Source organism: Streptomyces sp. NPDC049813, assembly GCF_044465085.1.
Taxonomy (GTDB): Bacteria; Actinomycetota; Actinomycetes; order Streptomycetales; family Streptomycetaceae; genus Streptomyces.
This window is the reverse complement of record NZ_JBITLI010000008.1, coordinates 91,442-117,226: the sequence shown is the minus strand read 5'-3', so window position 1 is coordinate 117,226 and position 25,785 is coordinate 91,442. Positions and strand designations below refer to the sequence as shown.

Annotated in this window: 24 protein-coding genes and 1 pseudogene; 8 read left to right on the top strand and 17 right to left on the bottom strand. The window is 72.9% G+C overall.

The genetic code is table 11. The features are described 5' to 3' along the window. Positions 1–37: 37 nt before the first annotated feature. Together ACIBW6_RS18460 and ACIBW6_RS18455 are read left to right on the top strand one after the other, a co-directional pair. A complete protein-coding gene (locus tag ACIBW6_RS18460; RefSeq protein ID WP_399060748.1) occupies positions 38–772 on the top strand; it encodes a L,D-transpeptidase in 735 nt (244 codons plus the stop codon). A gap of 91 nt (positions 773–863) precedes the next feature. Then, positions 864–1,892 carry a bile acid:sodium symporter family protein gene (locus tag ACIBW6_RS18455; RefSeq protein ID WP_399060746.1) on the top strand — a complete coding sequence of 343 codons (1,029 nt, stop codon included), beginning with the start codon at positions 864–866 and terminating at the stop codon, positions 1,890–1,892. 74 nt (positions 1,893–1,966) lie between these two features. Here the strand turns inward: ACIBW6_RS18455 and ACIBW6_RS18450 are convergent, their stop codons facing one another. The 5 genes from ACIBW6_RS18450 to argC all read right to left on the bottom strand — a co-directional run bounded on the left by ACIBW6_RS18450 (position 1,967) and on the right by argC (position 6,992). Then, positions 1,967–2,539 carry an arginine repressor gene (locus ACIBW6_RS18450; RefSeq protein ID WP_399060744.1) on the bottom strand — a complete coding sequence of 191 codons (573 nt, stop codon included), beginning with the start codon at positions 2,537–2,539 and terminating at the stop codon, positions 1,967–1,969. A gap of 14 nt (positions 2,540–2,553) precedes the next feature. Beyond that, on the bottom strand, positions 2,554–3,762 hold the full coding sequence (locus ACIBW6_RS18445) for an acetylornithine transaminase (protein ID WP_399060742.1): 1,209 nt from the start codon (positions 3,760–3,762) through the stop codon (positions 2,554–2,556). Further along, complete coding sequence (gene argB / locus ACIBW6_RS18440; protein WP_399060740.1) at positions 3,759–4,709, bottom strand: acetylglutamate kinase; 951 nt, start codon at positions 4,707–4,709, stop codon at positions 3,759–3,761. Before argB ends, ACIBW6_RS18445 begins: the two co-directional genes overlap by 4 nt. After that, positions 4,706–5,857, bottom strand: coding sequence for a bifunctional glutamate N-acetyltransferase/amino-acid acetyltransferase ArgJ (gene argJ, locus ACIBW6_RS18435; protein ID WP_399060739.1), 1,152 nt, complete (start codon positions 5,855–5,857; stop codon positions 4,706–4,708). The genes argB and argJ overlap by 4 nt, the downstream gene beginning before the upstream one ends. Before the next feature lie 106 nt (positions 5,858–5,963). Beyond that, positions 5,964–6,992, bottom strand: a complete 1,029-nt coding sequence (gene argC, locus ACIBW6_RS18430; protein WP_399060737.1) for an N-acetyl-gamma-glutamyl-phosphate reductase — start codon at positions 6,990–6,992, stop codon at positions 5,964–5,966. A gap of 156 nt (positions 6,993–7,148) precedes the next feature. Between argC and ACIBW6_RS18425 the strand changes: the two genes are divergently transcribed. Together ACIBW6_RS18425 and ACIBW6_RS18420 are read left to right on the top strand one after the other, a co-directional pair. Beyond that, entirely contained in the window at positions 7,149–8,141 is a 993-nt protein-coding gene (locus ACIBW6_RS18425) for an aldo/keto reductase (RefSeq protein WP_399060735.1), read from the top strand. Positions 8,142–8,198: 57 nt separating this feature from the next. Next, entirely contained in the window at positions 8,199–8,642 is a 444-nt protein-coding gene (locus ACIBW6_RS18420) for a DUF6314 family protein (RefSeq protein ID WP_399060733.1), read from the top strand. A gap of 43 nt (positions 8,643–8,685) precedes the next feature. Here the strand turns inward: ACIBW6_RS18420 and ACIBW6_RS18415 are convergent, their stop codons facing one another. Then, complete coding sequence (locus ACIBW6_RS18415; protein WP_399060732.1) at positions 8,686–10,122, bottom strand: PLP-dependent aminotransferase family protein; 1,437 nt, start codon at positions 10,120–10,122, stop codon at positions 8,686–8,688. On the opposite strand from ACIBW6_RS18415, the gene ACIBW6_RS18410 reads away from it, so the two are divergent. After that, positions 10,121–11,068 carry a DMT family transporter gene (locus ACIBW6_RS18410; protein WP_399060729.1) on the top strand — a complete coding sequence of 316 codons (948 nt, stop codon included), beginning with the start codon at positions 10,121–10,123 and terminating at the stop codon, positions 11,066–11,068. The two genes, ACIBW6_RS18415 and ACIBW6_RS18410, sit on opposite strands and share 2 nt — an antisense overlap. A gap of 149 nt (positions 11,069–11,217) precedes the next feature. Here ACIBW6_RS18410 and ACIBW6_RS18405 read toward each other — a convergent pair whose 3' ends face one another. Next, positions 11,218–12,441: a glycoside hydrolase family 10 protein gene (locus tag ACIBW6_RS18405; protein ID WP_399060727.1), complete on the bottom strand. Its 1,224-nt coding sequence runs from the start codon at positions 12,439–12,441 to the stop codon at positions 11,218–11,220. A gap of 168 nt (positions 12,442–12,609) precedes the next feature. Between ACIBW6_RS18405 and ACIBW6_RS18400 the strand changes: the two genes are divergently transcribed. Then, entirely contained in the window at positions 12,610–13,470 is an 861-nt protein-coding gene (locus ACIBW6_RS18400; RefSeq protein ID WP_399060725.1) for a 3-hydroxybutyryl-CoA dehydrogenase, read from the top strand. Between the two features lie 183 nt (positions 13,471–13,653). Continuing rightward, a complete protein-coding gene (locus ACIBW6_RS18395) occupies positions 13,654–13,911 on the top strand; it encodes a hypothetical protein (RefSeq protein ID WP_399060723.1) in 258 nt (85 codons plus the stop codon). 19 nt (positions 13,912–13,930) lie between these two features. On the opposite strand, the gene ACIBW6_RS18390 is transcribed toward ACIBW6_RS18395, so the two are convergent. The 10 genes and pseudogenes from ACIBW6_RS18390 to infC all read right to left on the bottom strand — a co-directional run bounded on the left by ACIBW6_RS18390 (position 13,931) and on the right by infC (position 25,005). Beyond that, positions 13,931–14,473, bottom strand: a complete 543-nt coding sequence (locus ACIBW6_RS18390; protein WP_399060721.1) for an NUDIX hydrolase — start codon at positions 14,471–14,473, stop codon at positions 13,931–13,933. 72 nt (positions 14,474–14,545) lie between these two features. After that, entirely contained in the window at positions 14,546–15,886 is a 1,341-nt protein-coding gene (locus tag ACIBW6_RS18385; RefSeq protein ID WP_399060719.1) for a transcriptional regulator, read from the bottom strand. Between the two features lie 259 nt (positions 15,887–16,145). Next, positions 16,146–17,168, bottom strand: coding sequence for a PP2C family protein-serine/threonine phosphatase (locus ACIBW6_RS18380; RefSeq protein WP_399061068.1), 1,023 nt, complete (start codon positions 17,166–17,168; stop codon positions 16,146–16,148). Between the two features lie 339 nt (positions 17,169–17,507). Next, positions 17,508–20,021, bottom strand: coding sequence for a phenylalanine--tRNA ligase subunit beta (pheT, locus tag ACIBW6_RS18375; protein ID WP_399060717.1), 2,514 nt, complete (start codon positions 20,019–20,021; stop codon positions 17,508–17,510). Further along, positions 20,021–21,148, bottom strand: a complete 1,128-nt coding sequence (pheS, locus tag ACIBW6_RS18370) for a phenylalanine--tRNA ligase subunit alpha (RefSeq protein WP_399060715.1) — start codon at positions 21,146–21,148, stop codon at positions 20,021–20,023. The genes pheT and pheS overlap by 1 nt, the downstream gene beginning before the upstream one ends. Before the next feature lie 129 nt (positions 21,149–21,277). Then, positions 21,278–22,396 (bottom strand): ATP-binding protein, encoded by a 1,119-nt coding sequence (locus ACIBW6_RS18365; RefSeq protein ID WP_399060714.1) that lies wholly within the window; start codon positions 22,394–22,396, stop codon positions 21,278–21,280. 117 nt (positions 22,397–22,513) lie between these two features. Further along, complete coding sequence (locus ACIBW6_RS18360) at positions 22,514–23,344, bottom strand: TrmH family RNA methyltransferase (RefSeq protein WP_399060712.1); 831 nt, start codon at positions 23,342–23,344, stop codon at positions 22,514–22,516. 159 nt (positions 23,345–23,503) lie between these two features. After that, positions 23,504–23,890 carry a 50S ribosomal protein L20 gene (gene rplT, locus ACIBW6_RS18355; protein ID WP_006350245.1) on the bottom strand — a complete coding sequence of 129 codons (387 nt, stop codon included), beginning with the start codon at positions 23,888–23,890 and terminating at the stop codon, positions 23,504–23,506. 100 nt (positions 23,891–23,990) lie between these two features. Then, positions 23,991–24,185 carry a 50S ribosomal protein L35 gene (gene rpmI / locus ACIBW6_RS18350; protein WP_007829094.1) on the bottom strand — a complete coding sequence of 65 codons (195 nt, stop codon included), beginning with the start codon at positions 24,183–24,185 and terminating at the stop codon, positions 23,991–23,993. Between the two features lie 123 nt (positions 24,186–24,308). After that, positions 24,309–25,005, bottom strand: a pseudogene (infC, locus tag ACIBW6_RS18345) (translation initiation factor IF-3). A 365-nt stretch (positions 25,006–25,370) separates the two neighbouring features. Here infC and ACIBW6_RS18340 point away from each other — a divergent pair. Further along, positions 25,371–25,760, top strand: coding sequence for a DUF1844 domain-containing protein (locus ACIBW6_RS18340; protein WP_399060710.1), 390 nt, complete (start codon positions 25,371–25,373; stop codon positions 25,758–25,760). Positions 25,761–25,785: the final 25 nt, after the last annotated feature.

Below are 25,785 nucleotides of genomic sequence, written 5' to 3'. Positions count from 1 at the left end.
GCTGCCGGTGGCGCGGCCGGGCCCTACGTTCGGCTTCATGCGCCTTCCTCACCGCCCAGGGCCCCGCCACACCGGGATCATCGTGTCCGCCGCCGCGCTGTGCGTGCTCGGCGCCACCGCCGCGCCGGGCGCGTCCGCGACCGCCCCGCTGCCGGTCCGGATGGCCGACACCGGCGGGGGCGGTCAGCTGATCACGGCGGAGGCCCCGCGGGCCTCCGCCACCCGCGGCACCGTGACCTGGTGGGACCGGCGGGCCGACGGGCGCTGGGTGAAGGCGGGCTCGGCGGCGGCGCGGTTCGGCGCGAAGGGGCTGGTCGAGGGGGCCCGGCGCAAGCAGGGCACGAACACGACGCCGACCGGCCTGTACGACCTGCCCTTCGCGTTCGGCGTCAAGGCGCCGCCCGGCGGCACCACGATGCCGTACCGCCGGGTGCACCGCGCCTCCTGGTGGTGCCAGGACAACGACGCGCGCGCCTACAACCGCTGGGCCGAGCCGCGTCCGCGCGACTGCCGCGCCGCCGAGTCCGAGCGCCTCGCCGACTACCCGGCGCAGTACGCGCACGCGCTGGTGATCGGCTTCAACTACCACCGGCCGGTGCGCGGCCGGGGCGCCGGGATCTTCCTCCATGTGCACGGCCGGGCGGCCACGGCCGGCTGTGTCTCCGTGCCGAAGGCGGACATGCGGCGGATCCTCGCGTGGGTACGGCCCGGCCGGGACCCGCACATGGCGATCGGGACGTCGGGCGGGGCGACGGCACTGAGCCGCTACTGAGCCGGAACCGGAGCCGGCGCCGATACGCGTGTAGCGACCACATATCGAGACGCGGTTGCGGCCACCTGCGGCGACGGCGTTGCATCGCCCGGTGCAGAGCGAAACCGAACAGACGATCTCCCACCCGCCCGAGCAGCCAGGACCGGCCGGGTCCGCCGACCGCGCGGCCCGGCTCGCGGTCACCGTCTTCCCCGTCCTCGTCCTCGTCGCGGGCGGCCTGGGGCTCGCCACCCCGGACACCTTCGCCGGCTGGGGCACCGACGTGCCGTATCTGCTGGGCGTCGTCATGTTCTGCATGGGTCTGACCATGACCCTCGGCGATTTCAAGGGGGTCGCCCAGCGTCCGTGGGCGGTGGGGCTCGGGCTCGTCGCGCACTACGTGATCATGCCGGGGCTCGGCTGGCTCATCGCCCACGCGCTCGGCCTCTCGCCGCAGCTGGCGGCCGGGGTCATCCTCGTCGGCTGCGCGCCGAGCGGCACGGCGTCCAACGTGGTGACCTATCTGGCGCGCGGCGACGTCGCCCTGTCGGTCTCCGTGGCCACGGTCTCCACCGTGCTCGCCCCGCTGGTCACCCCGCCGCTGACGCTGCTCCTCGCGGGTGAGTACCTGCCGGTGGACGCCGGGTCGATGATGACGGACATCCTCAAGACGGTGCTGCTGCCGGTCATCGGCGGGCTGGTGGTGCGGCTGGTGCTGGGCCGCTACGTGGACCGGCTGCTCGGGGTGCTGCCGTGGCTGTCGGCGCTGACCATCGCGGTGATCGTGGCGGTGGTGGTGGCGGGGAGCGCCGAGACCATCAAGTCGGCGGCGGCGCTGGTGCTGCTGGCCGTGGTGCTCCACAACGGCCTGGGGCTCGCCCTCGGGTACGGGGCCGGCAAGGTGGCGCGGCTGGGGCCGCCCGCGTCGCGCGCGATGGCGTTCGAGGTCGGCATGCAGAACTCGGGGCTCGCCGCGTCGCTGGCGACGGCGCACTTCAGTCCGCTGGCGGCGCTGCCCGCCGCGGTCTTCTCCGTGTGGCACAACGTGTCGGGCGCGCTCGTCGCGGCGTGGATGTCGTATCGGGCCAGGGCCGCCGAGAAGAGCGCGGCCGCCGAGAAGGCCGGGGCCGCCGAGGCCTGAGCCCCGGCGGCCGGTCCGGTACGCGACCGGTCGGGCCGTCGTCTCGTCGGCCCTGCTCCCCCGGTCCCCCGCGGTCAGTGGTCGTTCTGGGCCAGCCGCAGCAGATGTTCCGCCAGGGCCTGGCCGCCCGCCGGGTCCCGGCTGATCAGCATCAGCGTGTCGTCGCCGGCGATCGTGCCGAGGATGACGTGCAGTTCGGCCTGGTCGATGGCCGAGGCGAGGAACTGGGCGGCGCCCGGCGGCGTACGGAGCACCACGAGGTTGGCCGAGGCCTCCGCCGAGATGAGCAGCTCGCCCGCCAGTCGGCGCATCCGCTCCTCCTTGGCGGACTCCCCGAGGGGCGCCTGCGGAGTGCGGTAGCCGCCCTCGCTGGGCACGGCGTAGATCAGCTCGCCGCCGGTGTTGCGGATCTTGACCGCGCCCAGCTCGTCCAGGTCCCGGGAGAGCGTGGCCTGGGTGACGGTCAGTCCGTCGTCGGCGAGCAGCTTCGCCAGCTGGCTCTGCGAGCGCACCGGCTGCCGGTTGAGGATGTCCACGATCCGGCGGTGCCGTGCGGTGCGCGTCTGCGGCACGGCGGGGCCCTGGGCGAGTGCCGCGTTCACCGCGGCCCGCGCGTCGTTCTCGGCTTGCTCGGCCTTGCTGCTCATCGTCGTCCCATCCCTCAGGCTCCTGCTTCCCCGTCGGCCGCGGCTGCGTCCAGGACCGCGGGCAGCGCCGCGAGGAACGCGTCCGCCTCGGCGTCGGTCAGGTTCAGCGGGGGCATGAGCCGGACGACGTCGGGTGCGGGCGCGTTCACCAGGAGGCCCGCGTCCTGGGCCGCCTGCTGCACCTGGGGTGCGCGCGGCCCGGTGAGCACGATACCCAGCAGGAGGCCCGCGCCCCGGACATGGCTGACCAGCGGGTGGCCGAGCCCTTCGATCCCCGCGGTGAGCCGGGCGCTCACCCGCTTGGTGTTCACCAGCAGCTCGTCACCGGCGATGGTGTCGAGGACGGCGAGTCCGGCCGCGCAGGCGACGGGGTTGCCGCCGAACGTGGTGCCGTGCTGTCCGGGCCGGAGCAGCTTCGCCGCCGCCCCGAAGGCGAGGGTGGCGCCGAGCGGCAGGCCGCCGCCGAGGCCCTTGGCGAGGGTGACGATGTCGGGCTCGATGCCGTCCTGCGCCTGGTGGGCGAACCAGTGGCCGGTCCGGCCGACGCCGGTCTGCACCTCGTCGAGGACGAGCAGGGTGCCGGTGGCGCGGGTGATCTCCCGGGCCGCCTTCAGATAGCCGTCGCCGGGTACCACCACGCCGTTCTCGCCCTGGATCGGCTCGATGATGACGAACGCCGTCTCCTCGGTGACGGCGGCCCGCAGGGCGTCCACGTCCCCGTACGGGACGTGCGTGACGTCGCCGGGCAGGGGCGTGAAGCCGTCCTGCTTGCCGGGCTGGCCGGTGAGGGCGAGGGCGCCCATGGTGCGGCCGTGGAAGCCGCCGGTGGTGGCGACCATGTGGCGCCGCCCGGTGAGCCGGCCGATCTTGAAGACGCCCTCGTTGGCCTCGGCGCCCGAGTTGCAGAAGAAGACGGCGCCGTCCCGGCCGGCGAGCTGGAGCAGCCGCTCGGCGAGCGCGACGGGCGGCTCGGCGATGAAGAGGTTCGAGACGTGGCCGAGGGCGGCGATCTGGGTGCTGACCGCCTCGACGACGGCCGGGTGGGCGTGGCCCAGCGCGTTGACCGCGATGCCGCCGACGAAGTCCAGGTACTCCGTGCCGTCGGCGTCCCACAGCCGGGCGCCGGCGCCCTTGACCAGGGGCAGCCGCGGGGTGCCGTAGTTGTTCATGAGGGCGCCCTGCCAGCGGGACGTCAGCTCGGTGTTCGTGGTGGTCTCGCTCATGCGGTGCCTTCCCCCTCTGCGTCGGGCACGACCATGGTGCCGATGCCCTCGTCCGTGAAGATCTCCAGCAGGATCGAGTGCTGGACGCGGCCGTCGATGACGCGGGCGGTGTGCACGCCGTTGCGCACGGCGTACAGGCACCCCTCCATCTTCGGGACCATGCCGCTCGCCAGCTCGGGGAGCAGCTTCTCGAGTTCGGTGGCGGTGAGCCGGCTGATGACCTCGTCGGAGTGCGGCCAGTCCTCGTAGAGGCCTTCGACGTCGGTCAGGACCATCAGCGTCTCGGCGTCCAGCGCAGCAGCGAGTGCCGCAGCCGCCGTATCAGCATTGACGTTGTAGACATGGTGATCGTCCTGGGAGCGGGCGATCGAGGAGACGACCGGGATGCGGCCGTCGGCGAGCAGGGCCTCGATGGCGCCGGTGTCGATCTCGGTGATCTCGCCGACGCGGCCGATGTCGACCAGCTCGCCCTCGATGCGGGGCTGGTGCTTGGTGGCGGTGATGGTGTGCGCGTCCTCGCCGGTGAGGCCGACGGCGAGCGGGCCGTGCTGGTTGAGCAGGCCGACGAGTTCGCGCTGGACCTGTCCGGCGAGCACCATCCGTACGACGTCCATGGCGTCCTCGGTGGTGACGCGCAGCCCGGCCTTGAACTCGCTGACGATGCCGTGCCGGTCGAGCGCCTTGCTGATCTGGGGGCCACCGCCGTGCACGACGACGGGCTTGAGCCCGGCGTGGTGCAGGAAGACGACGTCCTGCGCGAAGGCGGCCTTCAGCTCCTCGTCCACCATCGCGTTCCCGCCGAACTTGATGACGACGGTCTTGCCGTGGTGCCGGGTCAGCCAGGGCAGCGCCTCGATGAGGGTGCGGGCCTTGGGCAGCGCGGTGTGCTTGCGCGCGGTGGGCTGGTTCTGGTTCTGGCTCTGGCTCTGGCTCTGGCTCTGGCTCATGACGAGTACGCGCTGTTCTCGTGGACGTAGTCGGCGGTCAGGTCGTTGGTCCAGATGGTCGCCGTCTCGGTGCCCGCGGCGAGGTCGGCGGTGACGGTGACCTCGCGGAAGCGCATGTCGACCTTGGCGCGGTCCTCGCCGACGCCGCCGTTCTTGCAGACCCAGACGCCGTTGATCGCGACGTTCAGCCGGTCCGGCTCGAACGCGGCCCGGGTGGTGCCGATCGCCGAGAGGACCCGGCCCCAGTTCGGGTCCTCGCCGTGGATGGCGCACTTGAGGAGGTTGTTGCGGGCGATGGAGCGGCCGACCTCGACGGCGTCGTCCTCGCTCGCCGCGTTGACCACCTCGACCTTGATGTCCTTGCTGGCGCCCTCGGCGTCGCCGATGAGCTGGCGGCCGAGGTCGTCGCAGACGGCGCGGACGGCCTCGGCGAACTCGGCGTGGTCCGGGGCGATGCGTGAGGCGCCGGAGGCGAGCAGCAGGACCGTGTCGTTCGTCGACATGCAGCCGTCGGAGTCGACCCGGTCGAAGGTGGTGCGGGTGGCGGCGCGCAGCGCCTGGTCCAGCACCTCGCTCTCCAGGTCGGCGTCGGTGGTGAGGACGACGAGCATGGTGGCGAGGCCAGGGGCGAGCATGCCCGCGCCCTTGGCCATGCCGCCGACGGTCCAGCCTGCGCCCTCGCACACGGCGGTCTTGTGCACGGTGTCGGTGGTCTTGATGGCGATGGCGGCCTTCTCGCCGCCGTGCTCGGAGAGCCGGCCGGCCGCGGTCTCCACGCCCGGGAGCAGCTTGTCCATGGGGAGCAGCTCGCCGATGAGGCCGGTGGAGGCGACGGCGATCTCGCCCGCGTTCAAGTCGAGGACGTCGGCGGCCTTCTCGGCGGTGGCGTGCGTGTCCTGGAAGCCCTGGGGGCCCGTACAGGCGTTGGCGCCACCGGAGTTGAGGACGACGGCGGAGACGAGGCCGCCCTTGAGGACCTGCTCGGACCAGAGGACCGGGGCGGCCTTGACGCGGTTGGAGGTGAAGACGCCCGCGGCGGCCAGGCGGGGGCCGCGGTTGACCACGAGGGCCAGGTCCGGGTTGCCGCTCTCCTTGATCCCGGCGGCGATCCCCGCCGCCTGGAATCCCTTGGCTGCCGTCACACTCACTGTGTCTCCTTGTTCGCTTCTGCTCCCGCGCGGCGCGGCGCGGGTGTCATGGTCCTCAGCGGCCTCAGCGACCTCTGTGGCCTTCGCGGCCCGGCGGCCGCGCCGCTCACGGAGCGACACCGACCGTCGTCAGCCCGGTGCTCTCGTCGAGCCCCAGGGCGATGTTCATGGACTGCAGGGCGCCGCCCGCGGTGCCCTTGGTGAGGTTGTCGAGGGCGGTGATGACGATGACGCGGCCGGCGGCCTCGTCGTACGCGACCTGGACCTGCACCGCGTTCGACCCGTGGACGGCGGCGGTGGCGGGCCACTGGCCCTCGGGCAGCAGCTCGACGAACGGTTCGTCCGCGAACGCCTTCTCGTACGCCGCCCGGAGCGTCTCGGCGATGACGCCGTCCTTGGCCTTGGCGCTGCACGTGGCGAGGATGCCACGCGGCATCGGGGCGAGCGTCGGCGTGAAGGAGACGGAGACACGCTCGCCGGCGGCCGCGCTCAGGTTCTGGATCATCTCCGGGGTGTGCCGGTGTCCGCCGCCGACGCCGTACGGTGACATGCTCCCCATCACCTCGCTGCCGAGGAGGTGGGGCTTGGCGGCCTTGCCGGCGCCGGAGGTGCCGGACGCGGCGACGATGACGGCCTCGCTCTCCACGAGCCCCGCTCCGTACGCCGGGAACAGGGCGAGGGAGACGGCGGTGGGATAGCAGCCGGGGACGGCGATGCGCTTGGTCCCCGCCAGCGCGGTGCGGGCGCCCGGCAGCTCGGGCAGGCCGTAGGGCCAGGTCCCGGCGTGCGGGCTGCCGTAGAACCTCTCCCAGTCCGCCGGGTCCGCCAGCCGGAAGTCGGCGCCCATGTCGACGACGAGGACGTCCGGTCCGAGCTGCTCGGCGACGGCGGCGGACTGCCCGTGCGGCAGGGCCAGGAAGACGACGTCGTGCCCGGCGAGCACCTCGGGGGTGGTTTCCTGGAGGGTGCGGTCGGCGAGCGGGCGCAGGTGCGGCTGGAGCGCGCCGAGCCGCTGCCCCGCGTTCGCGTTGCCCGTCAGGGCGCCGATCTCCACCTCGGGGTGGGCGAGCAGCAGGCGCAGCACTTCACCGCCCGCGTACCCACTCGCTCCCGCCACTGCCGCGCGTACCGCCATGGAAAACCCTCCTCCTTGATGGCATGACTATACGACGCCATGCACGGTTATGCAATCAGTCGAGCGGGATGGGCGGACGGCTTGGCTTGGAGCGCGCTCGAAGCCATAGCGTCGGGACCGCGTTCCGCACCGCCACTTCCTCAGGAGGCAGCACTCATGACGGACCTTCCCACCCGCCGCCTCGGCGCGCTCACGGTCTCCGCGCAGGGGCTCGGCTGTATGGGCATGAGCCACGCGTACGGGCCCTCCGACGACCAGGAGTCGATCGGCACGCTGCACCGGGCGCTCGACCTGGGCGTCACCCTGCTCGACACCTCCGACTTCTACGGCAAAGGCCACAACGAGGAGCTGATCGGCCGGGCCCTGGCGGCGCCCGGGCGCCGCGAGCAGGCCGTGCTGGCCACCAAGTTCGGCTTCACGAACGAGCTGGGCGAGCCGATACACATCCGCGGCGACGCGGCCTACGTGCGGCAGGCGTGCGAGGCGTCGCTGCGGCGGCTCGGCGTCGACCACATCGACCTCTACTACGTGCACCGGGTGGACCGCGAGGTGCCGGTGGAGGAGACGGTGGGGGCGCTCGCCGAGCTGGTCCAGGAGGGCAAGGTCCGCCATCTCGGCCTGTCCGAGGCAGGCCCCGACACGCTGCGGCGGGCGAGCGCGGTCCACCCGATCGCGGCGTTGCAGAGCGAGTACTCGCTGTGGACCCGGGACGTGGAGGCGCAGGTGCTGCCGGTCTGCCGGGAGCTGGGCATCGGGCTCGTGCCCTTCTCGCCGCTGGGCCGCGGTTTCCTGACCGGCCGGTACACCTCGACGCGGAGCTTCTCCGAGGGGGACATGCGGCGCGGCCAGCCGCGGTTCGCCGAGGGGAACCTGGAGCGCAACCTCGCCATCGTCGCCCGCCTGGAGGAGATCGCCGGGCGCAAGGGCGTCACGGCCGGGCAGCTGGCGCTCGCGTGGGTGCAGCACCAGGGGGACGACGTGGTGCCGATCCCGGGCACGCGGCGCCGGAAGTACCTGGAGGAGAACGTCGCGGCGGCCACGCTGGAGCTCTCCGCCGAGGACCTCGCGGAGATCGACGCGGCGGCGCCCGCGGGCACGGTGGCGGGCGCCCGCTACGACGACGGCAGCATGCGGTTCGTGGCCGGCTGAGCGCCGGGGCCAGAATGGGAGCGGTGGTACGCGCGGCGGAGTACGGGAGTGATGGGCGTGACGGGTGAAGCGTGGCCGGTTCCCGATGTGCTGGCGTACCTGGCCGGGAGCTGGCGCGTGGAGCGGACCGTGCGGGACCGCGCCGAGGACCTGACCGGGGTCTTCACCGGCACCACGCGGTTCACGGCGGCCGCCGGCGGGGGCCTGCTCCATGTCGAGTCGGGGGTCTTCACCTGGCGCGGCGTGGCGCGTCCCGCCGAGCGGACGCTGCGGTTCCTGCCGGACGCGACGCCCGGCACGGCCGTGGTCCGCTTCGCGGACGGCCGCTTCTTCCACGGCCTCGACCTGCGCGGCGGCCACCACGTCGCGGACCACCCCTGCTCGGCGGATCTGTACCGGGGCGAGTTCACGGTGGACGCCGCCGACCGCTGGCGGACGGTGTGGCGCGTGCGGGGCCCGGCGAAGGACCTGGTGCTCGCGACGGAGTACCACCGCGCCTGAGGCCGTGCTCGCGACGGAGTACCGCCGCGCCTGAGGCCGGTCCTCAGCCGCCCGCCGTCGCCCGGAGCGCGGTCGCCAGGCGGCGCACCCCTTCGGTGATCTCCGCGGTCCCGGCGACCGCGACGAAGCTCAGCCGCAGGTGCGGGGCGGGCGGCTCGGCCGCGAAGTAGGGGCGGCCGGGCGCCACGGCGACGCCGGCCCGCAACGCGGCGGCGGCCAGCGCGCGTTCGTCCGTGCCGTCGGGCAGCCGGGCCCACAGGTGGTAGCCGCCGACCGGGACGTACGGCACGGACAGCTCGGGCAGGCGGGCGGCGAGCGCCACGGCGAGGGCGTCCCGGCGCAGCCGCAACTCCCCCGACACGGCCCGCAGATGGCGCGGCCAGGCCGGGGAGCCGACGAGTTCGAGCGTGGCCTCCTGCAAGGGCCGCGGCACGAAGAACTGCTCGACGACCTGGATGGCGCGCAGTCGCTCCAGGACGGGGCCGCGGGCGGCGAGGCAGCCGATGCGCAGGCTCGGCGAGGTGGCCTTGGTCAGCGAGCAGACGTGGACGACGACGCCGTCCGGGTCCTCGCTCGCCAGGGGCCGGGGCAGCGGGCCCGCGTCGTCGTGCACGAGGCGGCGGACGAAGTCGTCCTCGACGACGAACGCCCCGGCCTCGCGGGCGATCCGCAGCACCTGCGGGCGCCGCTCGGCGCTGAGCACCGCGCCGGTCGGGTTCTGGAAGAGCGGCTGGCAGACGAAGAGGCGCGCGCCGGTCGCCCGGAACGCCTGGGCGAGCAGGTCGGGGCGGACGCCGTCCCGGTCGACGGGGACCGGGACGGGCCGCAGGCCGGCGGAGCGCGCGATGGCCAGCATGCCCGGGTACGTGGGCGACTCGACGAGGACCGGGGCGCCGGGCGGGGCGAGCGCCCGCAGCGCGGTGGTCAGCGCCGACTGGCCGCCGGAGGTGATGAGCACCTCGGCGCCGGTGACCGCGCCGCCGATCCCGCGGGCGAACCACGCGCGCAGGTCGGCGAGGCCGTCGACGGGGGGCCGGTCCCAGGCGCCGGGGCGCCGGCCCGCGCGGGCGAGCGCGGCGGCCATCGCGCCGACGGGCTGGAGGCCCTGGTGCAGGTAGCCGCCGTTGAACTCGATGACGCCGGGCGGGGACGCGGCCAGCGTCACCAGCACGCCGGAGGCGTCCACCGCGCGCGGCACCGGTTCCGCGGCCGAGTCCGCGCTCAGCGCGACCTCCTGCCAGGACGTGTCACCGACCGGGGCGGCGGCGCGCGGCGCGGCCTTGAAGGCGCCGGCTCCGGGCCGGGTCACCACGAGGCCTTCCGCGGCGAGCTGGGCGAGCGCCCGTGAGACGGTCACCGGACTGACGCGGAGGCGGTCGACGAGCACCCGGCTGGACGGCAGCTTCTCACCTTCCGAGTAGCGGTCGAGCTCGTCTCTCAGCCGTTTCGCCAACTCACCCACACTGCTACGCTCTTGCATGAGGACTGAGAATAGCGCTACCACGCAGGCGGCGATAGCGGTCGCCGAGCGTTCCGCCCCGGCGGTCCCGGCGAAACCCCTGCCGCGCCCGGCCGGCCCCGGCACGCTCCTGGCCGCCCTGGGCGTCCTCGCCTTCTCTCTCACCTTCCCCGCCACCGCCTGGGGCCTTGAAGGGTTCGGGCCCTGGTCGCTGGTGGGGGTGCGCAGCGTGCTGGCCGCGCTGATCGCGGGCGCCTGTCTGCTCGCCCTGCGCGTCCCCGTGCCGCGGCGCGCGCACTGGGCGGGGCTCGCGGTCGTCGCGGCCGGGGTGGTCCTGGGCTTCCCGATCCTGACCACGCTCGCGCTGCGCACGGCGACGACCGCGCACTCGGCGGTCGTGGTGGGGCTGCTGCCGCTGACGACGGCTGTGCTCTCCTCGCTGCGCACCGGGGCGCGGCCCTCGCGCGCCTTCTGGCTCTCGGCGTGCGCGGGCGCCGCGGCGGTGATCGCCTTCACCGTGCAGCAGAGCGGCGGCGCCCTCACCCGGGCCGACCTGTACCTGTTCGGGGCGCTGCTGATCTGCGCGGCCGGCTACACCGAGGGCGGCAGGCTCGCCGGGGTGATGCCGGGGTGGCAGGTGATCGCGTGGGCCCTGGTGCTCTGCCTGCCCGTCGCGGTGGCGGGCACGGCCCTGGCCCTGTCGTACGAGCGGGTGCGGCTGACCGGGCACGCGGTCGCGGGCCTGCTGTGGGTGGCGGCGGGCTCCCAGTTCCTCGGCCTGGTCGTCTGGTACAAGGGCATGGGCCTGATCGGGGTCCCCAAGGCGAGCCAGCTCCAGCTGGCTCAGCCGCTGCTGACGCTCGTGTGGTCGGTGCTGCTGCTGGGCGAGTCGCTGCCGGTCGCCGCGCCGCTGACGGCGGTGGCGGTGCTGGTGTGCATCGCCGTCACCCAGCGGACCCGGGGCTGACGGTGTGCATCGCCGTCACCCAGCGGACCCGGGGCTGACGGTGTGCATCGCCGTCACCCAGCGGACCCGGGGCTGACCGGCCGCCCCGGTCCGCCGGGTGACCGGCAGGACGGCGACTCGCGCGCGGTCGGCTCCCCCGGCGCCCCGGTTCAGCCGCGCTGCCGTGCGTAGTGGTCCGCGACGACCCGGGCCATGGCGCCGTTGCGGTCCTGGCCGACCTCCTTGGCGGAGAAGAAGATGTGGCCGCCCACCGCCGGGTACCGGGCCGCGAGGGCGAGGTGCCGGGAGAGTTCGGCCGGGTCCTGCCAGGCCGCGGGCTGCGCCGGATCGCCCGCCTTGTAGAGGGCCTCGCCGATGTAGAGGCGCACGCCGGTGCCGCGGACCGTCTCGGCCCACCAGGGCACCAGCGCGGCGTAGTCGGCCGCGGGGAAGCCGATGTTCCAGTACACCTGCGGCGCGATGTAGTCGATCCACCCCTCGCGCACCCACATGCGGGTGTCCGCGTGCAGGTCGTCGTAGGTCTGCACGCCCGCGGTGGTGGCCGAGCCGGCCGGGTCGGTTGCCTGGTTTCGCCAGACGCCGAAGGGGCTGATCCCGAACTGCGTCCGCGGCCTGATCCGCTTGATGCCGCGCGCCGTCTCGCGCACCAGCAGGTCGATGTTCCGGCGCCGCCAGGCCGCCCGGTCCGGGAAGCCCGCGCCGTACGCCGCGTACGCCGCGTCGTCGTCGAAGGTCTGGCCCGCGACCGGATACGGGTAGAAGTAGTCGTCGAAGTGGACCGCGTCGACGTCGTACTTGCGCACGGCGTCGAGCATCGCCTCCCGCACGAAGCGCCGCACCTGCGGCAGGCCCGGGTTGTAGTAGAGCTTCCCGCCGTGGGGCACGGTCCAGTCGGGGTGCAGCCGCGCCGGATGCGTGGGCACCAGCCGGCCCGGGTCGGTGTGGTTGGCGACCCGGTAGGGGTTGAACCAGGCGTGCAGTTCGAGGCCGCGGCGGTGTGCCTGCGTCACCGCGGTGCCCAGCGGGTCCCAGCCCGGGTCCGCGCCCTGGGTGCCGGTGAGCACCGCAGACCAGGGCTCGTACGGGGAGGGCCAGAGGGCGTCGGCGGTGGGCCGCACCTGGAAGACGACCGCGTTCAGCCGGCGCGCGACCGCGGTGTCCAGGTGCGCGAGGAGTTCGGCCCGCTGCTCGGCGGCGGTGAGCGCGGGGCGGGAGGGCCAGTCCCGGCCCGCGACGGTCGCCAGCCACATCCCGCGCAGTGCCTGCCGCGGGTGTCCGCGGCCCGCGGGCCGTGCGACGGCGTCGCCCGCCGTGGTTGCGGCCAGCGCGAGCGCGGCCCCGATCGTGACGGTCCGACGTGAGATACGTCCCATGGTCCCTTCCGGATTCCTGTGCCACGGTGATGCCGGATGAACAGGCGTTAACCCGGGCTGCACCCCTCCTATGTCTACGGGGTACCGTGCAGATCCCGAAAGACCCGGGAGGGACCCGCCTGCCGGCTGTCCCGGACGAACACCGAAAGGCACGAGGTGACGGACACCTTGACTGACATCGCACGCGTCGGCGTGGTGGGCTGTGGCCAGATGGGCGCCGGGATCGCGGAGGTCTGCGCGCGCAGCGGCCTGGACGTGATGGTCGCCGAGACCACCGGGGAGGCCCTGGAGATCGGGCGCACCCGGCTGCTCAACTCGCTGAGCAAGGCGGCGGAGCGCGGCAAGATCACCGAGGAGGAGCTGGCGGAGACGCAGGAGCGGCTCACCTTCACCACCGACCTGGGCGAGTTCGCCGACCGGGACCTCGTCATCGAGGCCGTCGTGGAGAACGAGCAGGTCAAGACGGAGATCTTCCAGGTCCTCGACCAGGTCGTGACCCGCGCCGACGCGATCCTCGCCTCGAACACCTCGTCCATCCCGCTGGTGAAGCTGGCCGTGGCGACGTCCCGGCCGGACCACGTCATCGGCATCCACTTCTTCAACCCGGCGCCGGTGCAGAAGCTCGTCGAGCTGATCCCCGCGCTCACCACCTCCGAGGGCACCATCAGCCGCGCCCAGGCCCTGGTGGAGAAGGTCCTCGGCAAGCACGCGATCCGCGCCCAGGACCGCTCGGGCTTCGTGGTCAACGCGCTCCTCGTGCCGTACCTGCTCTCCTCCATCCGGATGTTCGAGTCCGGCATCGCCAGCCGCGAGGACATCGACAACGGCATGGAGCTGGGCTGCGCCCACCCGATGGGCCCGCTCAAGCTCTCGGACCTGATCGGTCTCGACACCATCGCCTCCATCGCGGACTCGATGTACGCCGAGTACAAGGAGCCGCTGTACGCCGCTCCCCCGCTGCTCCAGCGGATGGTCGACGCGGGCCGGCTCGGCCGCAAGACCGGCTCGGGCTTCTACACCTACGCCTGATCACACTGCGTGTCCACGAGTGGGCCCGGTGCTCTTCGGAGCACCGGGCCCACTGCGTTCGCACGGGGTGTGCGCCCCGGACACGCATATGCCTTCCGCACACGCTCCCGCCGCGTCCACCAGGCGAGTTGACTTTCGGTGCGCGCAAACAGGGATGTGACGAACACGGAAAGGAGTTGACCAGTGACCACCGACCCGGAGCATCCCGTGGTCCCGGAAGAACTCGCAGAGTTACGCCGCGTCTTCGAGGTGGGACTGACCCGAATCGACGGCCAACTGGCCCTGCTCGCCCACCGCGACGACCAGAACGCCAAGGATCAGGACGACCTGAACACGCGGATCAGCACACTGGAGCACAACCGATGGCCCCTTCCCGCGGTCGCGGCACTGACCGCGGTAGGAGCCCTGGTCGTCGGTATCTGGCAGGCGCTCGGGCACTGACAGGTGTGCGCGGGAGACGCTACGGCGTGTCGGTGCCGAGCCGGAGGTGATGCAGGAGCAGCAGTGCGGCCGCCATGTTGGCGGCCGGGACCTCACCGCGAGCGATCATGTCGGGGACGAGTTTGAGCGGGACCCATTCCCTGCGGTCCGATTCGAAGTCGTCCAGGGGGTGGCCGATGTAGGTTCCTTCGTCGGTCCAGTAGATGTGGTGCCGGGCGTCCGTGAGGCCGTTGGACGGCTCGACGCTCATCAGGTGCCGCAGCGGTCCCGGCCGCCAGCCGGTCTCCTCCTCCAGTTCCCGGGCGGCCGCGTCCGCGATGTCCTCGCCGTCCTCGACGACGCCTGCCGCCAGTTCCCACCCCCAGCTGTCGGTGATGAAGCGGTGCCGCCACAGCAGCAGCACCTCGTTCGCCTCGTTCACCACGGTCGCCACCGCCACCGGCCGCATCCGGATGAGGAAGTGGTCGAGGTGCCGGCCGTCCGGTAGTTCGACGTCCGCCAGATTGACGGTGAACCACTGGTTGCCATACACAGTTTGTTCGTTCTGTTTCGTCCACTGCACGGTTCTGCCACCTTCCGCCGATTTGCTGGCAATATCGCAGCAGTGGCGGAGTCAGTCGCCCCGGCGCAGGGCTCAGAGTGGTACGCGCAGCGCCCCGTCGATGAGTTCGGCGGCCTCGGCCGTGCCGGCGCAGCCGCTGCGCACCAGGTGCTCACGGACCGCGCGGAGCCGGTCGCGCAGCCGCTGGGACTCCATGCCCCGCGCGGCCTCGGCCATCTCGACCGCGGTGGCCACGGCCTGCTCGGCGTTGCCCTGCCGGAGCTGGATCTGGCTCAGCACGGCCAGCCGGTGTACCCGGCCGCGGTCGTGCGCCGGGGTGTGGACGGCCTCGGTGGCGTGCTCCCGGGCGGCCGCGTAATCACCGAGCCGCAGCAGGGCCTCGGCGACCTGCACGTTGACGAACCCCGGCTGCACGTACCCCGTCTCGTCCGGTTCGTGGCCGCGCCGGATGCGCCCCGCGGCGGACTCGGCACGCCGGATGCACTCCAGGGCGCTCGTGCCGTCGCCGAGGTGCGCGTACGCCTTCGCCTGCATCGCGTACAGGTCGGAGGCGAGCGCCGGGGTGATGTGCCGGCCCGCGGTGCGCAGCGCGGCCTCGGCGAAGGCGACGGCCTGGCGGAGCTCGCGCATGTGCAGCGACTGGTTCACCAGGAGCGCTATCACGTACGCCCCGAGCCCCCGGTCCGCGCTCGCCTTGGCCAGCCGCAGGGCCTGGTGGAAGTAGCGCTGGGCGAGTCCGTGCGCGTCGGAGTCGTAGGCGCAGATGCCCGCGATGGCGACGAGGCCGCCGGTGGCCCGGTGCAGCTGGCGGCCGGTGGCGTCGGTGTAGCCGCCGCGCAGCAGCGGCGCCGCCTCGGTGTTGAGGAAGCCGACGATGCGGGTCCGCGTCGCGACGCCGCCCGCCTTGCGGTACATCTGCTCGTAGTGGGTCCTGGCCGAGCGCATCATCTCGATGTCGGCGGAGCTGACCAGGTGCCGGCCGCCGCGTGAGACGTCGGTGTCCTCCGGCGGGTTCTCCCACTCCCAGACGGGCATCACGGCGGGGGTGCCGGTGACGGCCGGGGCGTCCAGGACGTGCCGGCGCTGCTGTTCGTCGGAGCGCCACAGCGCGGTGGCCCGCTCCACGAAGCCGGAGAGCGAGGAGCCGTGCGGGGCCGCCTGCTCACCGGGGATGCCGAGGCCGATGTCGTCCAGGGTGATGTGCCGCTGGAGGCGGGCCGTGAGCACCTCGCAGATCAGGTCGGGCACCTGGCCGCGGGGCCGCTGGCCCTTGAGCCAGCGGGCGACCGCGGTGTGTTCGTAGCGCAGCGCGAGGCCGCGGGAGCGGCCCGCGTGGTTGACGTGGGCGGCGAGTCCCGCGTGGGAGATCCCGGCCTCGTCGAGGATCGCGTCGAGCAGGGTGTTGGGCTGCATGGAGGCCCTCCGTTGGCTCGGTACTCGCAGCCTAGTCCGGCCGGCTTCACACGGGGTGTGATCGGAATGCTCAACTCCGGGCGCCGTGCACTCTGTTGTGGCCTGATTCCACCCGCTTGACTGAACTGCCTCGCAAGAGGCCGGCCGGGCCGCCGGCTCCCCCTCGAACAGACGGCGGCCCGATCCCGCGTCGTCCGTCCGCTCGCCTGCCCACGACTCCGCGGCGGGCGGACGACGCGCCCCCGGTCCGTGCCGGGTCTCAGGTCACCTTGTGGGCGGAGCAGCCGGCCGGTTCACCGTGCTGGACCGGGACGCGGCGGCGGTCGTTGCGCAGGACGAGCAGCGCGGCGTCGTCACTGAGCGGTCCGCCTATGTGGCCGAGCAGCCTGCGGTACACGGCGGCGACGACGGCCTTCGGGGCGAGCGTCCGGCGCCGTACGGTCGCGATGAGTTCGGCCTGGAGGGGGAAGAACCGGCCATCGGCGTCGCGGGCGTCCTCGACCCCGTCGGTGTGCAGCAGCAGCCCCTCGCCGGGCAGGACGCGGCCGCAGAGCACCGGCGCGACCTCGGCGGGCAGCGGGAACGTGCCGAGCGGCGGCAGCGGGTCCCCGCCGGTCATCGGCTCCGCGCAGTGCGCCGTGCCCGGGCGCAGCAGATACGGCCACGGGTGGCCGCAGTTGAGGGCGTACACCGCGCCGTCCTGCCGGATCTCCAGGAGCAGCACGGTCACGAACTCCTCCGAGGGGTGCCCGTCGGGCTCGCCACCGGCGACGGACGGGTGGGCGTCGCGGGAACGCCGGCGCAGATGCCGGTCGTGGGCGCGCTCCAGCCGGCGCAGGACGGCGTCGAGTCCGTCCTCGTCGTGGGCGGCCTCCCGGAAGCTGCCGAGGACGGCGCCGACCGCGGCGAGCGCGCCGAGCCCGTGGCCCCGGACGTCCCCCATGACGACGCGGACGCCGTGGTCGGTGGCGACCACGTCGTAGAGGTCGCCGCCGATGCCGGCGGCCCGGTCGGCGGAGAGCCGGTCGGCGGCGAGGGCGAGCCCCGCGAGCCGCGGCGGCAGCGGCCGCAGCAGCACGGACTGGACGGCGCCCGCCACGGCCCTGATCTCCCGCACCTCCCGCAGCAGCACCTGGCGGACGTGGAGGATCAGCCCGCTTCCCACCACGAAGAAGACCGCGCTGCTGACGATCCGCGCGCCCAGGCTGTTCCGGAGGGCGAGCGGGCAGGTCAGCTCGTACGCGACGGCGATCGCGCCCCACACCGTGGGCAGGCCGAGCATCAGCACGTGCCGCACCCGCCGCGGGTCGGCCCGCACGGCGCGGACCAGGCGCGAGCGGAGCGGCGACCACGGTGCGGCGCGGAAGACACCCGCGCGGCGCGCGAGGCTGGAGGTGCGGGCGGGGCGGGCGAGCTTCCTGATCCTGGTACGCAGCAAGCCGACGGCCCCCCTAGGCCCTGCTCAGCGCGCTCGCCGGCCGACCCGACGGCGGATCGATTCTTACGGTCCCATGCCCTGATCGGACCGGATCAGGAGCACTCCTCACCCGAACGAGTGAGGGGCGCACCCGGGTGTCCCGGATGCGCCCCTCGGGGGCCTCGTCAGGTCCTGCCCGCGCCGCTACGCGCCGCGTAGCACGGCACCCGTGGTCTCAGCGGCCCGGGCGACCGCCGTGTCGCGGGCGGCGCTGGCCTCCTCGACGGTCAGCGTGCGGTCGCCGGCCCGGAAGCGCAGCGCGTAGGCGAGGGACTTCTTGTCCGCCCCGAGCTGCTCCGCGTTCTCGTACACGTCGAACAGGCGGATGGACTCCAGGAGTTCACCGGCGCCCGCGCGCAGCGCGCTCTCCACGGCCGCGGCCGGCACGTCCCGGCCGACGACGAGCGCGACGTCCTGGGTGGCCACCGGGAACGTCGAGATCCGCGGCGCCTGCACCACACCGGCGCTCGCCCGCTCGACGAGGTCCAGGTCGAGCTCCATGGCGCTGGTGCGGGCCGGCAGGTGGAAGGCCTTGACGACGCGCGGGTGCAGCTCACCGGCGTGGCCGACGAGCGTGCGCACCCCGTCGATCACGACGTACAGCGCGGCGCACCGACCGGGGTGCCAGGGACCGTACTGGCCCTGCTCCACGGTGAGTTCGGTACCGGCCTCGTGGGCGACGGCGCGCGCCGCCTCCACGGCGTCGGCCCAGATCGACGGGGTGCCCTTGCCCCACCAGCCGCTCTGCTCGCGGGCGCCGGCCAGGACGACCGCGGCGTGCCGGGGCTGGTCCGGGAGGACGGCCGTCAGGGAGGCGATCTCCTCGGCGGTGGGCCGCCGGTCGACGGGCAGCCGCGTGGCGACGCCCGGCTCGCCGTGCGGGAGGAACACCAGGCCGGTCTCGAAGAGGGCCAGGTCGTGGCTGCCGCGCCCGTCGTTGCGGCGCAGCGCCGAGAGCAGGCCCGGCAGCAGCGTCGTACGGAGGGCGGGTTCCTCGTCGGAGAGCGGGTTGACGAGGGTGACGACGCGGCGCTTCGGGTCGTCCTTGTCCAGGCCCAGCTGGTCGAAGACGCCCTCCCCGATGAACGGGTAGGTCAGCGCCTCGACGTAGCCGGCGCCGGCCAGGGCGCGGCCGACGCGGCGGTGCGTGCGCTGGCGCTCGGTCAGGCCGAGGCCCGCCGGGGGCTTGGGCAGCGTGGAGGGCAGGTTCTCGTAGCCCTCCAGCCGGATGACCTCTTCGGCCAGGTCGTTCGGGTCGGTCAGGTCGGGGCGCCAGGACGGCACGGTGACCGTCAGGGTGTCCTGGCCGTAGACGTCGCAGCCGACTTCCTGGAGCCGGCGCACGACGCTCTCGCGGCCGTACGCCACGCCCGCGACCTTGTCCGGGTGATCGGCCGGGATGGTGATGGTGCGCGGCGCGCCGGGGGCGATGACCTCGGTGACGCCCTGCTCGGCGGTGCCGCCGGCGAGCAGCACCAGCAGGTCGACGACGCGCTGCGCCGCGGCCGCCGTGGCCTGCGGGTCGGTGCCGCGCTCGAAGCGCTTGGAGGCCTCCGAGGAGAGCTTGTGGCGGCGCGAGGAGCGGGCGATGGTCCGCGCGTCGAAGTGCGCGGCCTCGATGACGACGTCGGTGGTCCCCGAACCGTCGGCGTGGTCCGCGATCTCCGTGTCGGCGCCGCCCATCACACCGGCGAGGCCGATCGGGCCGCGCTCGTCGGTGATGACGAGGTCCTCGGCGTCGAGCGTGCGCTCGGTGCCGTCGAGGGTCGTGAGCTTCTCGCCGGTCAGGGCGCGGCGCACCCCGATGGCGCCCCGGACCAGGGAGCGGTCGTAGGCGTGCAGCGGCTGGCCGAGTTCGAGCATCACGTAGTTCGTGACGTCGACGGCGAGCGAGATCGGGCGCATCCCGGCCTTCTGCAGCCGGCGCTGGAGCCAGATCGGCGAGCGGGCCTCGGGGCTGAGCCCGGTGACCGTGCGCGCGGTGAAGCGGTCGCAGGCCATCGGGTCGGAGACCTGCACGGAGTAGCCGTGCGCGTTCGGGGCCGGGACGTCCAGGAGCGCCGGGTCGCGCAGCGGCAGGCCGTACGCGGTGGCGGTCTCGCGGGCGATGCCGCGCATCGACAGGCAGTAGCCGCGGTCCGGCGTGACGGCGATGTCGAGCACCTCGTCGACGAGCTGGAGCAGCTCGATCGCGTCGGTGCCGGCCTCGTGCTCGGGCGGCAGCACGATGATGCCGTGCGTACCGTCGTCGCCCATGCCGAGCTCGTCGGTGGAGCAGATCATGCCGTGCGAGGTCTTGCCGTACGTCTTGCGCGCGGCGATCGCGAAGCCGCCGGGCAGCTCGGCGCCGGGCAGCACGACGACGACCTTGTCGCCGACCTGGAAGTTCCGCGCGCCGCAGACGATCTCCTGCGGTTCGCCGGTGCCGTTGGCGGTGCCGACGTCGACGGTGCAGAACCGGATCGGCTTCTTGAAGCCCTCCAGCTCCTCGATGGTCAGCACCTGGCCCACCACGAGGGGGCCCTTGAGGTCGGCGCCGAGCTGCTCGACGGTCTCGACCTCCAGGCCGACGCCGACCAGCTTGGCCTGCACGTCACGGCCGGTCTCGGTGGCGGGGAGGTCGACGTACTCCCGCAGCCAGGAAAGCGGGACCCGCATCAGATCTCCATCCCGAACGGCCGGGTGAAACGGACGTCACCCTCGACCATGTCTCGCATGTCTTCGACGTTGTGGCGGAACATCAGCATCCGTTCGATGCCGAACCCGAAGGCGAAGCCGCTGTACTTCTCGGGGTCGACGCCGCACGCGGTGAGCACGCGCGGGTTGACCATGCCGCAGCCGCCCAGCTCGATCCAGCCCTCGCTGCCGCAGGTGCGGCAGGGCCGGTCCGGGTTCCCGACGGACTCGCCGCGGCAGACGTAGCAGACCATGTCCATCTCGGCGGACGGCTCGGTGAACGGGAAGTACGCGGGCCGCAGCCGGGTCTTCATGTCGTCGCCGAAGAGCGCCTGGACCATGTGGTCGAGGGTGCCCTTCAGGTCGGCCATGGTGAGGCCCTCGTCCACGGCGATCAGCTCGATCTGGTGGAAGACGGGGGTGTGCGTGGCGTCCAGCTCGTCGGTGCGGTACACGCGGCCGGGGCAGACGGTGTAGACGGGCAGCTCCCGGTCGAGCAGCGAGCGCGCCTGCACCGGGGAGGTGTGGGTGCGCAGCACGACGCCGCTCTCGTCGCCCGTGGTGCCCTCGGGGCCCTGGACGAAGAAGGTGTCCTGCATCTGCCGGGCGGGGTGGTCCGGCGTGAAGTTCAGCGCGTCGAAGTTGAACCACTCCGCCTCGGCCTCGGGGCCCTCCGCGATCTCGTACCCCATCGAGACGAAGACGTCGGCGACGCGCTCCATCATCGTGGTGAGCGGGTGGCGGGCGCCGGCCGGCGTGCGGTCGTAGGGCAGCGTGACGTCCACGGCCTCCTCGACCAGGACGCGCGCGTCGCGCTCGGCCTCCAGCTCGGCCTGGCGGGCGGCGAGGCCCCGGCCGACGGCGGCGCGGGCCTGCCCGACGAGCTTGCCGGCCGCGGCCTTGGCCTGCGGCGGCAGCGCGCCGATCTCGCGGTTGGCGAGCGACAGCGGCGACGTGCCGCCGGCGTGCGCGACCTTGGCCTCCTGAAGCGCCTCGAGCGAGTCCGCGGCGGCGAAGGCGGCGAGCGCCTCGTCCCGCACACGCTCGATCTCTTCCGGTTTCAGTGCCTCGACCTCGACAGGGTCGTACGACTTGTTCGGTGCCGACATCTCTTCCCGTACTTCCGATTGGCTGGCGGATGGCCCCGTCCATGACTCGTCCGGACGTGGAGACGCAAGGTGCCAAAGGACGAGTCTAACGGTGGTGACGTGTGCGAATGCGCCCGTGGGGGCTGATGCTCAGGCGTTGAGGTACGCCGGCGCCGCCACGGGCAGCGTAAATCGGAAGCGGGCGCCGCCACCGGGCGCCCGCCCGACGGTGATGGTGCCGCCGTGGGCCTCGACGATGCCCTTGACGATGTAGAGGCCGAGGCCGGTGCCGCCGCGCTTGCTGCCCCGCCAGAAGCGGGTGAAGACGCGGTTCATGGACTCCTCCGGGATGCCGGGGCCCTCGTCGCTGACGGTGACCGAGGTGGACTCCCTGGCGGTCGTGGCGGGCTCGACGTCAATGGTGACGGTTCCCTCGCCGTGGCGCACCGCGTTTTCCAGCAGGTTGCTCAGCACCTGGTCGACCTTGTCCGGGTCGGCCCACAGATCGGGCAGCGGCTGCTCGACGCGGAGCAGGAACCGCTCGGCCGACTGGCCGGAGGCGACGTGGGCCTGGATGTGCCGGGAGACGGCGGCGCCGATGTCGACGGGCTGGCGGCGCAGTTCGAGCCGGCCGGAGTCGATCCGGGAGATGTCGAGCAGCTCGGCGATGAGCCGCGTCACCCGGTTCGCGTCGGCGTCGACGGTCTCCAGCATCAGCCGCTTCTGCTCGTCGGTGAACCGCTCCCACTTGGCGAGCAGCGTCGCGGTGAACCCCTTGACGGAGGTGAGCGGCGAGCGCAGTTCGTGGGCGACGATGGCGATCAGCTCGGCGTGGCTGCGCTCGGTGCGGCGGCGGGCCTCGGTGTCGCGGAGCGAGACGACGACGCGGCGCACGGGCCCGGTGGGCCCGGTCCGCACGTAGCGCGCGGTGACCAGGACCTCGCGGCCGCCGGGCAGCAGCAGGTTCCGCTCGGGCTGGCCCTGGCGGGTGGCGAGCCCGCCGTAGGGGTCGGTCAGCTGCCACCAGCGCCGGCCTTCGAGGTCCTCCAGGGGCAGCGCCCGCTCCAGGGGCGCCCCGAGGGCGTGGGCGGCGGGGACGGCGGTGATGCGCTCGGCGGCGCGGTTGAAGCTGACGACGCGGCCGCTCTCGTCGGCGACGACGAGTCCGTCGGGCAGGTCGTCGGGGTGCAGGCCGGATCCGCCGGGACCGGGCGCGGCCGCCCCAGGGGGGGTGCTCACCCCTTCAGTCCTGCTGGTGCGGACCGTCATCTCCCCGTACCCCACCTCTCGAAACGGCGCAGTGGGCCCCGAGTGCGCCACCCTACTAGTCACGGGTGACCGACTACCAGTCACCGCGGACCCTGCCGGAGCGTGTGCCCCGGAGCGTCAGCGGCGGCATCCGCCGGGGGCGCGCTGGGCGCGCGCGGAGGCGTAGAGGCAGACGGCGGCGGCCGTCGCGAGGTTGAGGCTCTCGGCCTTGCCGTGGATGGGCACGCGCACGACGGCGTCGGCGAGCGCGCGGGTCTCCTCGGGCAGCCCCCACGCCTCGTTGCCGAAGACCCAGGCGGTCGGGGTGCCCATGGTGCCCTTGTCCAGTTCGTCGTCGAGGTCGTCGTCCCCGGCGCCGTCGGCGGCGAGGATGCGCACGCCGGCCTCCTTGAGGCGGGCGACGGCCTGTTCGACGGGGACGCCCACGGCGACCGGCAGGTGGAACAGGGAGCCGACCGAGGCGCGGACGGCCTTGGGGTTGTACAGGTCGACGGAGGCGTCGGTGAGGACGACGGCCTCGGCGCCCGCGGCGTCGGCGCAGCGCAGCACGGTGCCGGCGTTCCCGGGGTCCCGTACGTGGGCGAGGACGGCGACCAGCCGGGGCCGGGCGGCCAGGATCTCCTCGAACGGGGTGTCGAGGAACCGGCACACCCCCACCAGTCCCTGCGGGGTCACGGTGGTGGAGATGTCGGCGATGACGTCCTCGTCGGCGAGGTGCACCCGGGCCTCGGCGCCGCGGGCCCCGGCGACGATGTCGGCGTAGCGCTCGGCGGCCTCGACGGTGGCGAACATCTCGACGAGCGCCCCGTGCGCGGCGGCCTCCCGGACGGCCTGCGGCCCCTCGGCGAGGAACAGCCGCTCCTTGCCCCGGAAGTTCCGCCTGGCCAGCCGCCGGGCGGCGGAGACCCGGGAGGACTTGGCGGAGATCAGCTCAGGAGCGGCAACCATAGGAACTCACCTGGGGAAGAAGCGCCCCGTCAGGGGCGCGGGGAACTGCGCGACCAGCCACGACGACGGGAAGGCCCGCAGACAACGGACGGGGGCAGACGCGATTCGGACCCGCAGACCAACAGGCCTACGGGTCCGAAGCACAGGTCAACCCGAAAATCAGGCGGCAGCCTTGGGCGCGTTGACGTCCGCGGGAAGCGCCTTCTGGGCGACCTCGACGAGCGCCGCGAAGGCGTTCGCGTCGTTGACGGCGAGCTCCGCGAGGATCTTGCGGTCCACCTCGATGTTGGCGGCCTTCAGACCCTGGATGAGGCGGTTGTACGTCATGCCGTTCTGGCGGGCAGCGGCGTTGATGCGCTGGATCCACAGCTGACGGAAGTCGCCCTTGCGCTTCTTGCGGTCGTTGTAGTTGTAGACCAGGGAGTGGGTGACCTGCTCCTTGGCCTTGCGGTACAGACGCGAACGCTGACCGCGGTAGCCGCTGGCCTGCTCGAGGATCGCCCGACGCTTCTTGTGCGCGTTGACTGCGCGCTTGACGCGTGCCACTTGTTAACTCCTTGTAGCGGGGCCGGGGTTGGACTCACCCGGCCCGAATTCGAATAGGTCCCGGTCTAGCCGACGTGCACGGCGCCGAGGCGCCGGTACGTCACTTGCCGAGAAGCTTCTTGATCTTCTTGGCGTCGCCCGGAGCCATCTCGGCGTTGCCGGTGAGGCGGCGCGTCAGCCGCGACGACTTGTGCTCGAGCAGGTGGCGCTTGCCGGCACGCTCACGGAGCACCTTGCCGGAGCCGGTGACCTTGAAGCGCTTGCTGGCACCGCTGTGCGACTTGTTCTTCGGCATAGCGCCGTTCTCTCCTCGTCAGTGGCGTCCCCCGCCGGTTCGTGCCGTGGGCTCGAACCGGCCGTGGTGGAACGTCAGTTGTGTCAGTTGGTATCCGGGGCGCACAGGCTGTACGCCGCCGGATCATGCCTCGGCAGGAGCCTCGGCGGTGGCCTCGGCCGGAGCCTGGGCAGCTTCTTCGGAAGACTGGTCCGCGGCGGCGTTCTGCGACTTGCCGGGGTTGGCCTTCGCGTCGGCCTTGCGGGCGGCCTGCGCCTCGCGGGCCTCGGCCATGGCCTCGGTCTTCTTCTTGTGCGGGCCGAGAACCATGATCATGTTTCGGCCGTCCTGCTTCGGGTTCGACTCGATGAACCCGAGGTCCTCGACGTCGTTCGCGAGACGCTGGAGCAGTCGGTAGCCGAGCTCCGGCCGGGACTGCTCGCGACCACGGAACATGATCGTGATCTTGACCTTGTCGCCCTGCTTGAGGAACCGGACGACGTGACCCTTCTTGGTGTCATAGTCGTGCGGGTCGATCTTCGGCCGGAGCTTCATCTCCTTGATGACCGTGTGCGCCTGGTTCTTGCGCGCCTCACGGGCCTTCATGGCCGACTCGTACTTGAACTTCCCGTAGTCCATGAGCTTGCAGACGGGCGGACGGGCGGTCGCCGCCACCTCGACGAGGTCGAGGTCGTACTCCTGAGCGAGCTCAAGGGCCTTGGCAAGCGGAACAATCCCGACCTGCTCGCCGCTGGGACCGACAAGTCGCACTTCGGGAACGCGAATCCGGTCGTTGATGCGGGGCTCGGCGCTGATGGATCCTCCTCGGTTAGCACCACACGACGGCCTGGCGGACCGCCGCGTACTTTTCTGATGACCACCAACCGTGCCGGCACATGAAAAATGCCCCGGACGGTACACACGCGGGGCTCCAAAGAACTACCGGAGCACCGCCACGGTGGACCGCGGGGCGCAGACTCGGACGGCTCCATCGTCCGTACGGAACGATGGGGACCGTCTGACCGGTGACCCGCCGCCCGTGAGGGCGGTCAGGTGGGAGATCGGAGCCTCCACTTGTGGGCCGGTCACTCAGGTCGTGGACGTGGGTGTCCGGCCGGTCGTCACACAAGGTTAACAGCTCTTGGGGGGTACGCCCAACCGGGTGCGCGGACGGGGCCGCCGCACGGGCGGCATATCGTGGAGCACATGAGTGACGCCACCCCCGAAGCCCCCTCCGCCGCCGCCTCCGCCGCCCCGGCCGGCCCCGACTACGACGCGCTGACCCGCGACATCGCCGAGGTGCCCGCCGTCGAGGTCATCGTGACCGTCGCGGTGAACCTGATGAGCGCCGCCGCGGTGAAGCTGGGCCTCACCGAGGAGGGCGACGCCCACAAGGACCTCGACGAGGCCCGCAAGCTGATCCACGCCCTGGCCGGGCTGCTCGACGGCAGCGCCACCGAGATCAGCTCCTTCCACGCGGCACCGCTGCGCGACGGCCTGAAGTCGCTGCAGCTGGCATTCCGCGAGGCGTCCCTGGTGCCGGACGAGCCGGGCCAGGGCCCGGGCGAGAAGTACACGGGGGCCGTGTACGGCTAGTTCTCCCGTACGGCTGTACGACTGA